The organism is Mycobacterium sp., from assembly GCF_004298145.1.
GTDB lineage: Bacteria > Actinomycetota > Actinomycetes > Mycobacteriales > Mycobacteriaceae > Mycobacterium.
Genome location: NZ_SCRH01000056.1, coordinates 100,760 through 115,920 on the forward strand (window position 1 = coordinate 100,760; position 15,161 = coordinate 115,920).

Annotated in this window: 11 protein-coding genes and 1 tRNA gene; 8 read left to right on the forward strand and 4 right to left on the reverse strand. The window is 66.2% G+C overall.

Annotated elements, in window-relative coordinates; all coding sequences use genetic code 11:
* The first annotated feature begins 344 nt into the window (after positions 1–344).
* On the forward strand, positions 345–1,448 hold the full coding sequence (locus tag EPN51_RS24835; RefSeq protein ID WP_293048090.1) for a tyrosine-type recombinase/integrase: 1,104 nt from the start codon (positions 345–347) through the stop codon (positions 1,446–1,448).
* A 72-nt stretch (positions 1,449–1,520) separates the two neighbouring features.
* On the opposite strand, the gene EPN51_RS24840 is transcribed toward EPN51_RS24835, so the two are convergent.
* The 3 genes from EPN51_RS24840 to EPN51_RS24850 form a co-directional block, all read right to left on the reverse strand.
* On the reverse strand, positions 1,521–3,122 hold the full coding sequence (locus EPN51_RS24840) for an ATP-binding protein (protein WP_293048093.1): 1,602 nt from the start codon (positions 3,120–3,122) through the stop codon (positions 1,521–1,523).
* 165 nt (positions 3,123–3,287) lie between these two features.
* Positions 3,288–4,643, reverse strand: a complete 1,356-nt coding sequence (locus EPN51_RS24845) for a site-specific DNA-methyltransferase (RefSeq protein WP_293048095.1) — start codon at positions 4,641–4,643, stop codon at positions 3,288–3,290.
* 303 nt (positions 4,644–4,946) lie between these two features.
* Positions 4,947–5,020 (reverse strand) — tRNA-Gly (locus EPN51_RS24850).
* A gap of 173 nt (positions 5,021–5,193) precedes the next feature.
* Here EPN51_RS24850 and EPN51_RS24855 point away from each other — a divergent pair.
* The 7 genes from EPN51_RS24855 (at position 5,194) to EPN51_RS24885 (ending at position 14,266) form a co-directional block, all read left to right on the forward strand.
* The gene (locus EPN51_RS24855; protein ID WP_293048097.1) at positions 5,194–5,829 is read left to right on the forward strand and encodes a hypothetical protein; all 636 of its coding nucleotides are present in this window, start codon (positions 5,194–5,196) and stop codon (positions 5,827–5,829) included.
* Positions 5,830–5,858: 29 nt separating this feature from the next.
* The gene (gene dcd, locus EPN51_RS24860; protein WP_293048099.1) at positions 5,859–6,431 is read left to right on the forward strand and encodes a dCTP deaminase; all 573 of its coding nucleotides are present in this window, start codon (positions 5,859–5,861) and stop codon (positions 6,429–6,431) included.
* Positions 6,432–6,538: 107 nt separating this feature from the next.
* Positions 6,539–8,377 (forward strand): hypothetical protein, encoded by a 1,839-nt coding sequence (locus EPN51_RS24865; RefSeq protein ID WP_293048101.1) that lies wholly within the window; start codon positions 6,539–6,541, stop codon positions 8,375–8,377.
* A 243-nt stretch (positions 8,378–8,620) separates the two neighbouring features.
* The gene (locus EPN51_RS24870) at positions 8,621–10,006 is read left to right on the forward strand and encodes a hypothetical protein (protein WP_293048104.1); all 1,386 of its coding nucleotides are present in this window, start codon (positions 8,621–8,623) and stop codon (positions 10,004–10,006) included.
* Positions 10,007–10,136: 130 nt separating this feature from the next.
* Complete coding sequence (locus tag EPN51_RS24875) at positions 10,137–11,252, forward strand: hypothetical protein (RefSeq protein ID WP_366509473.1); 1,116 nt, start codon at positions 10,137–10,139, stop codon at positions 11,250–11,252.
* A 186-nt stretch (positions 11,253–11,438) separates the two neighbouring features.
* Positions 11,439–12,845, forward strand: a complete 1,407-nt coding sequence (locus EPN51_RS24880; RefSeq protein WP_293048110.1) for a hypothetical protein — start codon at positions 11,439–11,441, stop codon at positions 12,843–12,845.
* A 92-nt stretch (positions 12,846–12,937) separates the two neighbouring features.
* Positions 12,938–14,266 (forward strand): UDP-glucose/GDP-mannose dehydrogenase family protein, encoded by a 1,329-nt coding sequence (locus EPN51_RS24885; protein WP_293048113.1) that lies wholly within the window; start codon positions 12,938–12,940, stop codon positions 14,264–14,266.
* Between the two features lie 14 nt (positions 14,267–14,280).
* Here the strand turns inward: EPN51_RS24885 and EPN51_RS24890 are convergent, their stop codons facing one another.
* Positions 14,281–15,045 (reverse strand): class I SAM-dependent methyltransferase, encoded by a 765-nt coding sequence (locus EPN51_RS24890; protein ID WP_293048115.1) that lies wholly within the window; start codon positions 15,043–15,045, stop codon positions 14,281–14,283.
* Positions 15,046–15,161: the final 116 nt, after the last annotated feature.

A 15,161-nucleotide genomic window follows, 5' to 3' on the forward strand; every position in this document is an offset into this window, starting at 1 on the left:
AGCAAGGAGCGACGAGCAGATGGCGGGTATTCAGAAGCGCGTACGCGCCAGCGGTACAACAACTTACGTGGTGCGTTGGTACGCTCCGGATGGCAAGGAGCGGACCAAGGGCGGGTTCCGCACACGCAAGGATGCCAAGGCGTTCGCCACCAAGGCCGATGCCGAGATGTTGACGGGCATGGACTTTGATCCCGGTAAGGGCAAGATACTGTTCCGCGACGCGGCGGCAATCTGGCTGGAGTCCCGCAAGGCCGATACCCGCAACAACGCCGAGAACCACCGTTTCGCGCTCGCCCCGGGCGGCAACCCGGCGTGGCGACGGCAAGACGCTCGGGATCGACGCGGTGTTCGGCGGTTACCCGCTCAACAAGATCACCCGCGAGTACATCCAGACGTGGATCAACTCGCTGACGGCGGCAGGCAAAAAGCCGTCCACCGTGCGGCACGCGTTTTGGACTGTCCGCATGGTGTTGGAGCAAACGGTGGTCGATGGTCGGCTGGCCAAGAACCCAGCCGAGCACATCAAGTTGCCCACCGAGACAGGCACCAACGGTGGCCAGGTCGGGGTAGTTGTGGACCGGGCCATGTTCCTCACTCCGGCACAGGTTTCCGCGCTCGTGCACGCAACGCCCTGGCCTTACAACTTGCTAGTCCACGTCGCGGTGTGGGCGGGGCTGCGCGCGGCGGAGCTTGGCGGGCTTACCAATGCGAATGTCGAACTGCCGGAGCCGTCGTCGAACCCGAATGTCCCGGCGAAGCCAGGCGTGCTGCGCGTCCGGCAGGCTGCTCGGGCGAAGGGGGCGGCCATCGAGTACGGCCCGCTCAAGACCAAGCAGAGCTACCGCCGCGTGCCATTGACCGCCGAGACGACCGCGTTGCTGCGCGACTATCTCGCTCAGCAACCACGCGGTGACGAACCCGACGCCCCGCTTTGGCCCGGTATGGTGCTGAAGCGGCCCCGGCCTAACGGAGGGCGGGCGACACCCGCCAACATAGGAGCGGCCACTACGGGTGTGGAAGATGCCCCACCGAGCACCACCGCGAAGGCCCGCGCGCGCCGGCAGGCCGAAGCCCTCGCCGAGCTCACGGTGGAGGACGCGGAAAAGCGGCTCGTGCTCGACTGGACCCAGCCGCTACGCCACGCGACCTTCTACAAAGCGGTGTACCGGCCAGCAGTGTTGCGCGCCAACGGGCTTACGCCGACCGCGAAGCTGTCCCCAGATCAGTCCTTCCACTGTCTGCGCCACTCGTATGCCAGCTTGTGTCTCGCGGCGGGCATCCGGCCCATCGACATCGCAGAGCTAATGGGGCACCGGGACGTCAAGACGACACTGACCGTCTACGCGCACCTGATCAACACCGACGACCACAGCGGCAACATGGCGGCACTCGGTGCACTCGCTGCCCCGGTTGCCGTGCCCAGCAACGTAATACCGCTGCACGGGTAGAACGGCGGGGACCGTCACACGAAAGAAGACCAGGCCCGGCGGGCCTGGCCTTCTTTCGGACGGTGAGCAGCGTCAGCCTGCAGCATCAACCTCGGCGCTGGCAATGCCCTCCGACATCTCCAGGGTCATCTTGCCGATGTGCTTGAGGATGTCGGACTTGATCAACAGCATCTGCTCGGTGCGCCCAGTGGTCTCGGTGAAGAACTCGGCCACAGCCTCGACAATGTTGTGCTTGACCCAGATCATGAAGCTGTCGGCGATCGCGGTGTACATCGGGTGGTCCTGGTTCGTGGTGACCACCAACTTCTTCTTCGCGCCGACGCCCTCGACCTCCCACACCTTGTACAGCGATTCGCGGCCCAGGTGAGCGATCTGGTGCTCGATCACGATGTTCCGCAGCTGGGTCTTCACCCGGTTGTGCCGCTGCTGCCGTACCGACGGGGTTTCTGAGCGGCGGTCACGGGGATCGACGATGATCCCGCCGCCGCCCCCGCCGCCATTCTCGCCCGCATCTTCGGCGTCGTCATCGTCCGCGTCGTTGGACGGCACATCGAACGGCACCGGACCATCGGCGAACTCGTCGGCGAGATCCGCGTCGAGCGCCCGGCGGTCGAGATCGGCCTGCAAATCGTCATCCTTCAGCGCCGCCTTAACATCGGAGATGTACTCCTCGACCTCGGCTTCGTCCTTCGGCGCGAACCTGCCGGGGTTGGCCAGGCGCCGGTTCTCCCGCTTCAGGTCGCTTAGGACTTCTTCCATCTTGTCGTGCAGCTGCTTCATGTCGTCGGTGTCGTCACGGAAGGCCGTCTTGTTGTTGGTCACCGAGAAGTCGTTGAGGTGCAACTCGCCGACCAACCGACTAGTCGTTGAGCTGGGCTTGAAGCCCAACTTCACGTGCTCGACGACCACGCGGTTGTGCCTGATCAAGTCGAAGCCGTACTGACCGCGCCCACTGCCCTTCGTGGCCAGGCTGGCCCAGCCGCGCACGGGCTTGCCGTTGATCTCGAAGGCGATCTCGGTGTCGTAGTCCTTGATCGTGTCGCGCACGAACGGCACGACCTCGGAGTTGTTCACCAGCATCTCCACCTCGTTGGCCGAGATGAAGTGCTTGAAGATCTTCCCGAACTTCTCCAGGATCGAGTTCTTCACGCCGGGGTACAGATTGACCTTCAATTCCCCAATGCTGATGCGCGTTCCGTGGTCGAAGGGCTTCTCGATGGGCTCGATCTCGATCTCCCATTTACCACCCGAGATGAACTTCGACTCGTCGTACCTGAGCCGCCACGCATTATCGGAATCCCCAGTGGCGGTGACGATCTCGAAAACGGCACCGAGGTTCGAGCATGCTGTCTTCAACCCGAAGCCGAACTCACCGATCGTCGTCGTGCCCTTGGCGCCCTTGCCGGAGCGGCCCATGACCATCGCGGCGGCCAGGGCCTCGCTCGACATGCCGGTGCCGTCGTCGACGATGGAGATGAACGACTTCTTGTCCTTCTGTCCGGTCGTCACCTCGATGTGCAGTTTGCTGCCGGGGATGCGGGCGTCCACGGCGTTGTCGGCCAGTTCGGCCAACGCGTCCGGAATCCGGTAGTTGACCTCGCCCGACTTCTTCAACAGCGACACATCCGGGGTGATGTCCACCACGGTCGCCGCCGCACTGCTCTTTGCAGTCATCTTCTTTTTCCTTCCTGATAGGCCCTGGCGGTCGACGGTCGATCGCTGGGTGTGTGGCCACGATATGACCCAAACCACCTTCTGTCAAGGCGATATAACCCAAACTAATCTTCCTTGGTTCAAATCAACCCAGTTTTGGTTGGGTTAGGAGCCCTCAACCCAAACTCAACGACGCGCGCCCGGGTCTTCCCGGACCTCGACGTTGCCTGCTACGGGCGGGTACTTGCTGCGGCCACCAGCCGGCAGCTTGAGTAACGTTGGGATATCGACGGAACCGCTCGTCACCCAGGTGTGCCCCAGCTCGTACAGGTACAGAGGCGTGTCCGCCGGTATCGCCGCCTTCACCCCCCTGGGTGCCACGACGACGAAGTCCGGCGCGATGCCGAACTGGGACATGGGCTTGTCGACCATCATGTCCTTCAATGCTTGCTTTATCTGTTCACGAGTTTCTCGCGGCTGATCAATTACGACGACATAGCGAGCTGTTATCGAGAAATATCCGTCGCTGTTGATTGACTCGCCCTCAAGTAACGCAATAACACTTTGTGGTCGCCATTCTTCTTTCGTGCGTTTCACTAATTCCAACGCCACCACTTTTGCCAGTTTGAGAGTGCGCAGGCGAACAATGGTTTCTCGAAGAACGCGCGACCGCTCAAGTCGCTCTGCAAGTTCGTCAGTTCCTCGGCGATCCATAATCTCCGGTCGAACGATCTTCTGATATGCCTTGACGTTCTTGTCGACAATTTCCACGCCAAGACCGCGCCGCCCGAGCCTTTCCGCTTCCGCCACCACACTTCCTGAGCCGGCGAAAGGATCGAATACAACATCGCCTTCATCAGTGCTAAGAAAGATGAGGCGCTCGACCAGATTGGGCGGCAGCGGGCAGGCGTGCTGAATCTGTGTCGCCCCCCAGGTCCCCTGCTGCGGGATGGGGATACTCCAGACGTTCGTCGGCACCTTCCCCAGCGGGTTGTATCGCTCAGGCCATTTGACCCACCACTGGGCCAGGTCGACGGGATCGCGAAGGCGGTCAACGTGATACTTGTAATCGTCAGACTTCACCAGCAGCAATATGTACTCGAAGCTGTTTCGAAGTGTGCCGCGCCTAGACCAGGGCAGTGTCTTGTGTTTCTCCCACACAATGATGTCCCGCAGGCGCCAACCAACTTCCTCGGCTTCGTTCGCGAGGTCAAACGGTAGCTTTCGTACTGCGCTGCCATTCCCATTGCTGTCTTGGTCGAGAAGCGTATCCGCGATTACCCACATGGACCCGTCATGGCGCGTGTGCCGATAAATCGTTCTGAAGATTCCTCGGCAATCAGCTAGGTAATCGTCATAGTCTTGCCCCCACCCGACCTGATCGGGGTGGCCGTAGTTCTTCAGATTCGCATATGGAGGTGACGTAATAGTGCACGTCAGCAATGGTTCACTCGGTGACGATTTCTTGTTGAGCAAAAGATCGAGCCGACGCGAATCTCCCCGGTGAACTGTGAAATACCGGTCAGGTTCGGTTGTCACCATTGTGTGTCGCCTCATCGCCTTGGTTGTCGGTCGGGTGTGCTTCGAAGCTTAGATGGGCGGGCCGACGAGATCAAGCATATTTTGGGTTTGTCGCGCATCAACCCAAATTGGAGATCTCTCTCCGTGGGCGTTGCCAGACGGATGGTCGATGCCGAGGCCCTGACCCGAGCGGCTGCCGGCGCGCGCCCCATCAGGAGATCGAGTTGCCCGCCCGATGCACGACGCGTGGGCCCCGTTACGGGACCGATACGGGACCGCGAGCCGAGAGCGGGGACCGCAAACGCGGGAAAGTCGAAGTAGATGTGGAGCCGATGACGGGAATCGAACCCGCGTATTCAGCTTGGGAAGCTGATGTTCTGCCATTGAACTACATCGGCGCGGTCGCCTCAGAAGGCTAGCATCCGCAGGCTGAGGCTCTCGCCCGCGCGGGCGGCCTGACCTTCACCTACGCCTGGATAAAGAACGCACGCGCGAAATCTAAGACGCCTATCTAACTATTCTCATAACGCCAATATTTATTATTTCGTTATCGCAACGTAATGTGCTCCGGGTGGGTCGACACGCATTAGCCAGGAAGCGGCGGAAACCGTCAGTGGCCCTGGCTGCAGTGCTCGCCCCCGCGGCCGTGTTCTTCGCCGTCTCCGGTGACGTGCATCCATTCGTCGCCCGGGAGGTGGCCAAACCCGTTATCAGTGAGGTCGCCCCCTGTTGCGTGCAAATCGTGACGGTGGCATCGAAGCGGCCCAGTAAATGGTTCGATGACGGCGAGCCCACCGCGGCATCGCGCTATCACACGCGATCGCGTTTCCTGCCCGTCGGCGTCGCGCCGGAGCAAGGGCTGCAGGTCCGGACGATCCTGGTCGAGCGCAGTATCAGCGCGGACTTCCCCCAGATCCACGAGATCGGCGGGGTGCGACCGGATCCGCTGCCCTGGCATCCCCGAGGTATGGCGCTCGACGTCATGATTCCCAACCCCGACAACGCCGAGGGCATAGCGCTGGGAAACACGATCGTCGCCTACGTCATGCAGAACGCCGCCCGGTTCGGAATACAGGACGCGATCTGGCGGGGCGTCTATTACACGCCCGGCGGTTCGCAGGCCAGCAGGCTCGGCCACTACGACCACGTCCATGTGACGACCATCGGGGGCGGATATCCGACGGGCGGGGAGGTCTATCTCCGCTGAACCCGTTCAGCAGCCGATAGGCTCGTCGCGTGCTGCTCTCCGATCGCGACCTCAGGGCCGAAATCACCGCCGGGCGGTTGGGCGTCGACCCCTTCGACGACGCCCTGGTGCAGCCGTCCAGCATCGACGTTCGCCTTGACTGCATGTTCCGGGTGTTCAACAACACCCGCTACACCCATATCGACCCGGCAAAGCAGCAGGACGAGTTGACCACCTTGGTCGAACCCGCCGAGGGGGAGCCGTTCGTGCTGCATCCCGGCGAGTTCGTGCTGGGCTCGACGCTGGAACTGATCACCTTGCCCGAGGACCTCGCGGGACGGCTGGAGGGCAAATCGTCGCTGGGGCGCCTTGGCCTGCTGACACACTCGACGGCCGGCTTCATCGATCCCGGCTTCAGCGGCCACATCACCCTCGAGCTATCCAACGTCGCGAACCTGCCGATCACGCTCTGGCCGGGCATGAAGATCGGTCAGCTGTGCATCCTGCGGTTGACCAGCCCGGCCGAACATCCTTACGGCAGTTCGCGAGTGGGTTCGAAGTACCAGGGCCAGCGAGGACCCACGCCGTCGCGCTCCTACCAGAACTTCATATCGTCTACATAGGTTCTGCGGGGCCCGTTCGCCCCCGTTCTGGGCGATACTTAGTTAGCCATGGTTTTTACCTCCGCCTGGCCATGGTTCATCGTGCAATACCTTTGGAGGGGTTTGTATTGGATATCGTGCTCGGGGTGTCGATGGCACCGTCGTCGATCCAAATGGTTGTCCTGCAAGGCGAATACGCCGACGGCGCCACGGTAGAAGAGGACGCGATCGACGTCACCGCCGGCGATGATGCAGCCACCGCGAGCGCACCCGACCGGGTGATCTCGGCCATTTTGGGTACCCGCGAGGGTGCCGCCGATGCCGGCCTCGAGCTGTCGTCCATCGGGGTGACGTGGACCGATCAATTCGAGGCGGCCGCCCTGCGCGACGCACTGACCGCTCACCGGATCGACAACGTGATGCTGGTCTCGGCGTTTCTCGCCGCGGCTGCGCTGGCGCAAAACGTCGGCGACGCAATGGGTTACGAACGCACCGCCGTGCTGCTGGTGGAGCCCGATACCGCGACGCTGGCTGTCGTCGAGACGTCCGACGGTTCCATCCCGGATGTCTACAAACAGCAGATACGTGCCGAGTCCTACGGTGCTGCCGCCGAGCAACTCGGCGCGATGGTCGCCGGGCTGGAGAAGCTGGAATCAGTGCCGGGCGGGTTGTTCGTGGTCGGCTCGGGCATCGATGTCGCTCCGTTGAAGCAGGCCCTGCAGTCGACGACGTTCCTCGACGTCAGTGTCGCCGAGGAGACGGCGCTGGCCCGCGGCGCGGCGCTGGCGTCGGCGAACGCCCCGCTGTTTGCCTCCTCGACCGCCGCGCTGGCTTATGCGCAAGACCCCGGCACCGGCGCGGTCGACCAGTACTCCCTGCCCGAATACCTCTATGTTCCCTTCGGTCCGGAGGCCGTTGACGACGAGCTCGCCTACAGCGCGGTGGGCGATGAGGACGTTGACTCGCCGACCGTCGTCATCGAGAGGCTTTTCCTTCCCGAAGAGGGTCAGCCGCAGCGGCGGCCGGCTTTGTTGGTCGGCAGCGGGCTGGCGGTGGCCGGCATCAGCGCGGTGTTGGCGCTCGAGATCGCGTTGGCGATCGGCATCCGCTCGACGGGGACCGTCGCTTTGCAGCCAACCCCAAACCAGCGCCTGATCGTTCCCACCGAGCAGGCCCCGGCGCCGGCGCAGGCATCGGCACCGGAGCCGAAAATCAGCGTGCCCGCCCCGGTGGCGGCGCCCAAGCCGTTGACCCCCCCGGTCGCCGCGCCGCTGCCCGCGGTGCCGCCGCCGGCAGCCCCTCCCATGCCCGCGGCGCCGCCGCTGATTCCGGTTCCCGTCGCGGTTGCGCCGGTGCCGGTTCCCGTGCCGGTCCGCATCCCGATTCCCAACCCGGTTGTGAGCCCCCCGGTGTTCGAGCCCCCGCCGCGCGTGTCCGTCCCCCAACCGGTGCTGCCCCAACCGCCGGTGCGCATGCCTCAGCCGCCGGCGCCCCCGAAGGTCGGCGGCACTGTTCCGCAGTCGCCACCGCACCAAACGCCTCCCGGCGATGTCACACCGCCCAAGCCGAGTAGTCCCGGTAACTCGGGTGGTGGGCACGTTCCGACACCCGGTGCGGGCGCGTCGGGTGGCTCGGGTGGTGGGCACGTTCCGACGCCCGGTGCGGGCGGGTCGGGTGGCTCGGGTGGTGGGCACGTGCCGACCCCTGGTGCGGGTGGTTCCGGTGGTGGACACGTTCCGACACCCGGTGCGGGCGCGTCGGGTGGCTCGGGTGGTGGGCACGTTCCGACGCCCGGTGCGGGCGGGTCGGGTGGCGGTGGCCACGCTCCTGCCCCCGGCGGGGGATTTGGCGGTGGCCACGCTCCTGCCCCTAGCGGCGGCGGCGGCTTCGGCGGCGCTGGCGGCGGTGGCGGCTTTGGCGGCGGCCACGGTGGCGGCGGCGGCCACGGTGGCGGCGGGCACAAATAGCCGCGTTTTACCAACACCGCGCGGCCCGCGGTGCATCACTCGCCCGAGATCACACGGGTAGTGTCGAAGTATTGAGGCTGGCAGAAGATGCTGCCTCATCCGCCAGAATTTCATCAGCCCAGCGGTATGTCCGGATTGCGGCCCGCGCTCTGCTGTGGCGGGAAGTCCGCGGCGAACGCTGAATAGTGGTGCTGCCGAGGGGCCGTCGGGCAGTACAGCGAATTGGGCAGGGGAGCTTAACCGGTGGTGGGCATCGTGCTCGGCGTCTCGATGACGCCGACGAAGGTGCGTATGGTGCTGGTCGAAGGCGAAAGCGCCGACGGGGTCACCGTCGACGAGGACGGCTTCGACGTCGACACGCAACGGACCGCCAAGCCCGGAACCGCTCCCAACGAAGTGATCTCGGCCATCCTGGGCACCCGGGAAGGCGCCACCGACGGCGGCTATCGGCTGCTGTCGACGGGTGTGACCTGGACCGATCATGTCGAGGCGGCGCTGCTGCGCGACGCCCTGATCGCGCACAAGGTCGAAAACGTCATGCTGGTCTCGGCTTTCATGGCCGCGACCGCGCTGGCGCAGGCTGTCGGCGACGCCACGAATTATGCGCGTACCGCGCTGCTCTTCGTCGAGCCCTACAGCGCGACGTTGGCGGTGGTCAACACGGCCGACGGTGCGGTCTCGGAGGTGCGTCGCAGGCTTCTCGTGGACGACGAAGACGAAGCGGTGGCCGAACTTGCCGATATGGCCTCCGGCGCCGAGACGCTCGAAACGCGGCCGGAAGGGCTGGTTCTGGTCGGTTCCGGCGTCGATATCCCGCTGATCAAACCGGTGTTGGAGGCCGCGACTTCGCTGGAGCTGTCCATCCCGGACGAACCCGAGATGGCCCTGGCGCGGGGTGCCGCACTGGCGTCGGCGCACGCGCCGTTGTTCGCGTCGTCCACGGCCGCAGTCGCTTACGCGCTGGACCCCGGCACCGGAGAGGTCGACCCGCTCGCCCTGGCCGGACAGTTCCCCGGACTGCTGCCCGGATACCAACCCGACTACCGCAGCCGTATCGCGGCTCTCGCCGCCGACGCCGACAAAGGCAAGACCAACGTCGCCTACAGTGCCCTGGCGGACGACGATGCCGACGCCAAGACGCTCATCGGCCTGGACGAGCGCACGCGGCGGCGCAAGTCCTTGTTGCTGGTGAGTAGCACCGTGGCGGTGATTTTCATCGCCGCCGTGGTGGCGCTGGAGATCGCGCTGGCGATCAGCATTCGCCCGACGGTCGCGTTGCGGCCCAGTCCCAACGAGAATGTCGTCGCGCCAGCACCCGCCCCACCCAAGCCCGCGCCGCCAGCACAGGCTCAGCCGAAGATCACTCCGCCGGGGCCGTTGGCCGCGCCCCATCCCGTCGCGCCGCCGGCTCCCGCCGCTCCGCCCATAGCCGTCCCGGTTCCCGTGTTGCCGCCGCGCGTCTTCGTTCCCCCGCCCCGCGCGCCGCTCCGACCGCCGGTACCCGGACTGGGTGGCGGCCACGGGCCCTTCGGCGGCCACGGGCCCTTCGGCGGTCACGGGCTATTCGGGGGCGGGCACGGGCCCTTCGGCGGCGGCCATGGCCACGGCGGGGGCCACGGGCACCGCTAGCGCCTCTCGCGGGTCGCGGGCGTGTCTGACCCAGCGCGCTAGGGTGGCGTCGCGAAGCCCCATGCGGCGCCGGCGCAGCTGTCCTGGCGCAGCACAGCAACCAAGCGTTGAACGACGATGTGGAGGAGCGGTGGAGGTCGTACTCGGGGTGTCTATGGCACCTGAGACAGTCCGCATGGTGCTCGTCGAAGGTGCAGCCGCGGGCGGAGTGACCGTCGATCAGGACGGCTTCGACGTCGCCGGCGACTCGACCCCCGCTGCCACCGCCAATCACGTCGTCGCGGCCATTCTCGGCACCCGGGACAGCGCGGCCCAGGGCGGTTACCAGCTCACATCGAGTGGGGTGAGCTGGACCGACCCGGTCGGGGCGGCGGCACTGCGGGATGTGTTGGCGGCCCGCAAGATTGAGAACGTGATGCTGGTCTCGGCGGTGATGGCCGCCGCGGCGCTGGCGCAGGCCATGGGCAGCGCGACCAATTGGGCGCGCACCGCGTTGCTGCTCGTCGAGCCGACCAGCGCGACCCTGGCGGTAGTCGACACCACCAACGGAACGGTCACCGACGTGCATCGGCACCCACTGCCCGGCCGCGACGACGTCGCGCTGGCGAAGCTGACCGCGATGGTCTCGGGCGCCGAATCAATGAGAGCGCGACCCGACGGAGTCTTCCTGGTCGGCTCGGACGTGGACATCCCGTTGATCAAGCCAACGCTCGAGGCCGCGACATCGCTCTCGGTGACAACACCCGAGGAACCCGAGATGGCCCTGGCGCGGGGCGCCTCGCTGGCCGCGGCGAACGCGGATTTGGGGGCGCCGCGCACGATCACGATGCCCGCCGCGCGGATTTCCTCGACCGCGGTGCCCGAGTTCGCCTACAGCGCCGACGCGCACGACGCCCCCGCGTCCGACGCGCCGTCGCGTGGGCGGCACAGCCGGAAGTCGGTCGCCGCGATCGTCGGCGTGACGGCCATTTTCATCACCGGCTTCGTGGCGTTGGCCCTGGCACTGGTCTTCGGTAGCCACCCGCACACGGACCAACCACCCGACGTCAGCACGAACGTCGTTGCGCCGGAGAATCCGCCGCCTCCGAACGCCGGTCCACCGGGCCCGCCCCCGCCATCGGCCCCTGCGCCGGCACCACCCGAAGCGTCTCCGCCGCCTGCTGCGCCTTCGCCGCATTCCGGCGACCACGAATTCTGGGACGACTGGCTGCAACGCCATTTGGGGCCCGGAATCCCGGTCCCGTAGCCCGGTCCCGGACGATCCCGGCCCACCCCCGACCACCGATCGCGCGTAAAATGGGGACACTAGGGGAATAACGGTGAGGACTCAGCGATGTCGCGCGCCAGCATTTCGTGCGGCGGCGACGCCCTCACCGCGAATGGCTAGCAACCGACTATTGGAGGAGCTTTGGACACCGTACTTGGTGTGTCGATGGCGCCGACCGCAGTCCGGATGGTGCTGGTCGAGGGGGAGAACGGCGACGGTGCCACCGTCGACGAGGACAATTTCGACGTCACGACGGCTGCTGATGCGGCAACCGTCACCGCCTCCGACCAGGTAATTTCCGCCATCTTGGGAACGCGTCAGGGCGCAGCGGAGGGTGGCTACCAACTGGCGTCGACCGGTGTCACGTTCACAGACCCGGTCGAGGCCGCCGCACTGCGCGACAAGCTCGCCGCCCACAAGGTGGAAAATGTGATGCTGGTCTCGGCCTTTCTGGCCGCGGCCGCGCTGGCCCAGGCGGTCGGCCACCAGACCAACTACGCGCAAACGGCGCTGCTGTACATCGAGCCCGATTCCGCGACGCTGGCGGTCGTCGACAGCGCCGACGGATCCATCGCCGACGTCCGGCGCCACGCACTCCCCGAAGACGACGAGGCGGCGGTGGCCGAACTGGCCGCGTTGGTCTCGGGCGCGGAGAACATGGAGACCCGCCCGGACGCCGTGTTCGTCGTCGGCTCCGGCATCGACATCCCACTGATCAAGCCCGCGCTGGAAGCGGCGACCACCCTTCCGCTGACGGCGGCGGAGGAACCGGAGACGGCACTGGCCCGGGGCGCGGCCCTGGCGTCGGCGCATGCCCCGCTGTTCGCGTCGTCCACCGCGGCACTGGCGTACGCGCAGGACCCCGGCACCGGTGCGATCAACCCGCTCGCCGTGGCACCCGGCTACTTCGACGCGCCCGCTGATGCCGGCGCGGATGCCCTGGCGTACAGCGCCGTGCCCGACGACCTGGACGACTTCTTCACCGGCACGCAGACCGCCGCCACCGAGTTCGTCGACGCGGACTATCACGGACGCAACTCGTTCAAGTTGGTGGGAAGCGCGCTGGCGGCAGTCTTCGTCATCGGCGTGGTGGCGCTGGTCGTCTCACTGGCCATCGCCATCCGCCCGACCGCCAACGTGCGGCCCAGCCCGAACGAGAACGTCGTCGTCGCACCCACCCGGCCCGCCCCGGCACCCGCGGCTCCGGCTCCTGTTCAGGCGCCCGCGGCCCCCGCACCTGCTCCAGAGGCTCCTGCCCCGGCGCCCGCTCCGGAGGCTCCTGCGCCGGCACCCGTCCAAGTGGTCCCCGCGCCCGCTCCGGTCCACGTGCCTGCGGCTCCGCCGCCGGCACCGCCGCCGCTGGCACCCGTTCCGGTGCCGATCCCGTTGCCGATACCGGGCATCGGTGGTCCGCCCGGCGGCGGGTGGGGCCCCGGTGGCGGCGGCGACCATGGGGACCACGGCGACGACGGCTTCCCCGGCGGAGGGCGCGGCGGCTTCGGCGGCGGCCACGGTCGCGGCGGCTTCGGTGGTGGCCCGCACATCGGCATCCCGGGCATCCCCGGGCTGTAACACGCGGATCGGCGGCCACCCGTCATCTGCCGTTTGCCTCCCGCTTAGCCCGGCGATGCAGTCAGCTCATCGGGGCCGCTTACACCAGTGGTATGCGATGCACCGTGTTCGGCACGGGTTACCTCGGCGCCACCCACGCGGTTGGGATGGCGGCGCTGGGACACGACGTCCTCGGGATCGACATCGACCCGGGCAAGGTGGCCAAGCTCGCCGCGGGTGACATCCCCTTCTACGAGCCTGGCCTGCGAAAGCTGTTGAAGGAGAACCTGGCCGCGGGCCGTCTGTGCTTCACCAGCGACTACGACATGGCCGCCGACTTCGCCGACCTGCACTTCCTGGGCGTGGGCACGCCGCAGAAGAAGGGCGAATACGGCGCCGACCTGCGCCACGTCTATGCCGTCATCGACGAGTTGGTGCCCCGGTTGACGACGTCGGCGGTGCTGGTCGGCAAATCGACGGTTCCGGTGGGCACCGCGGCCGAGTTGAACCAACGCGCGGCCGCGCTGGCGCCGCGCGGTGTCGACGTCGAAGTCGCCTGGAATCCGGAGTTTCTGCGCGAGGGCTACGCCGTGCAGGACACGCTCCGTCCGGACCGGATTGTGCTGGGGATACAACAGGATTCGATGCGCGCCGAGGTCGCCGTTCGTGAACTGTACGGACCGCTGCTCGACGCTGGGGTGCCGTTCCTGGTGACGGACCTGCAAACCGCGGAGTTGGTCAAGGTCTCCGCCAATGCCTTTCTGGCGACCAAGATCTCGTTTATCAACGCCATATCCGAAGTGTGCGAGGCCGCCGGTGCCGACGTCAGCCTGCTCGCCGATGCGCTCGGATACGACCCCCGGATAGGACGTCAATTCCTCACCGCCGGTTTGGGTTTCGGTGGTGGCTGCCTGCCCAAGGACATCCGGGCATTCATGGCGCGCGCGGGCGAGCTGGGGGCCGACCAGGCGCTGACGTTCCTGCGCGAGGTGGACAGCATCAACATGCGCCGCCGCACCCGGATGGTGGAACTGGCCAGCGCGGCATGCGGCGGCTCGCTGCTGGGCGCCAACGTCGCGGTGCTCGGCGCGGCGTTCAAACCCGAATCCGACGATGTGCGTGACTCACCGGCGCTCAACGTCGCGGGGCAACTGCAGCTCAACGGCGCCGCGGTCAACGTCTATGACCCCAAGGCCCTGGACAACGCGCAGCGCCTGTTCCCGACGCTGAACTATGCGGTCTCGGTCGAAGAGGCCTGCGAGCGCGCCGATGCGGTGCTGGTGCTCACCGAGTGGCGGCAATTCGTCGAGCTCGATCCCGACGATCTGGCCGACCAGGTGCGGGCCCGCGTCATCGTCGACGGCCGCAACTGCCTGGACACCGCCCGCTGGCAGCGGGCGGGTTGGCGGGTATACCGGCTCGGCGCGCCGCGGCCCGAGTGACGACGGTGGTCGCCTCAGTCCACTCGTGTCGCGTTAACCACCCACACTGGTGTGTGCACCAGATAGTCCTGCAGTAACGGTTCCAGTATTTGAAGGCGTTCCAGCCAGGGTTGGAACAAGGCCGCGTCCTGCGACCTGTCGAGCTGTTCCAACACGCTGAACATGTGCTCGAAAACCTCTGGGCTGTAGATGGATTGAAGAGTTCCGGTGCTCATATGGTCGATGCGCCACCCGGCCGCCGGAAGTATTCGCGCAAAATTCTCCGCGGGGATCCCCTCCAACTGCAGGCCGTTGACGTTGCCGCAGCCGTCCTCGAACATGAATAGCCGGGCCCCGGGCCGCGTGGCTCGGTGCAGGGCCTGCGCGTATTGCGATTGTGTCTCCTCGTCGCCTTCGAACACGTGGTAAAACGACACGTCGACGACGGTGTCGAACCGATCCTCAAACCCAGCAAGCAGGGTTGCGTCGGCCACCTGGAAGTCGACCGAAACCCCGGCGCGTTCAGCGTTGCGCTGGGCCAGGTCGATCGCGACCGGTGATTCATCGATCGCGGTCACCGAATAACCCATCGACGCGTAATGGATTGCGTGATGTCCCGGCCCGGTGCCAGGATCGAGCACCTCCCCGCGCAGCGCACCATAAGCCACCAACTGCTGCACGGCCGGTTGTGGCCCGCCGATGTCCCAGGGCGCCAGAGCGGGGAGGTCCGCTTCCGCGCGACTGTCGCCGTAGAGCCTGTCGAACCCTGCGTCCGAGCTCATATCGTGGGTGCTCCTCATGTGTTTGTCGGCCTCGGATCTGGCAACGGCGTCATGATCGGTTGGATCCGTCGTTTGCCGACAACCGAATTCGTCGTCCGGCCATCCGGGCCAGGCTATCGCGCCCGGGTGTCCAC

What these genes read in the sequence shown, in the direction of transcription:
- EPN51_RS24840 (WP_293048093.1), bottom strand. Translation starts at nt 3,122, where the DNA reads ATGACTGCAAAGAGCAGTGCGGCGGCGACCGTGGTGGACATCACCCCG.
- EPN51_RS24845 (WP_293048095.1), bottom strand. Translation starts at nt 4,643, where the DNA reads ATGGTGACAACCGAACCTGACCGGTATTTCACAGTTCACCGGGGAGAT.
- EPN51_RS24880 (WP_293048110.1), top strand. Translation starts at nt 11,439, where the DNA reads ATGGCGCCGACCGCAGTCCGGATGGTGCTGGTCGAGGGGGAGAACGGC.
- EPN51_RS24885 (WP_293048113.1), top strand. Translation starts at nt 12,938, where the DNA reads ATGCGATGCACCGTGTTCGGCACGGGTTACCTCGGCGCCACCCACGCG.
- EPN51_RS24890 (WP_293048115.1), bottom strand. Translation starts at nt 15,045, where the DNA reads ATGAGGAGCACCCACGATATGAGCTCGGACGCAGGGTTCGACAGGCTC.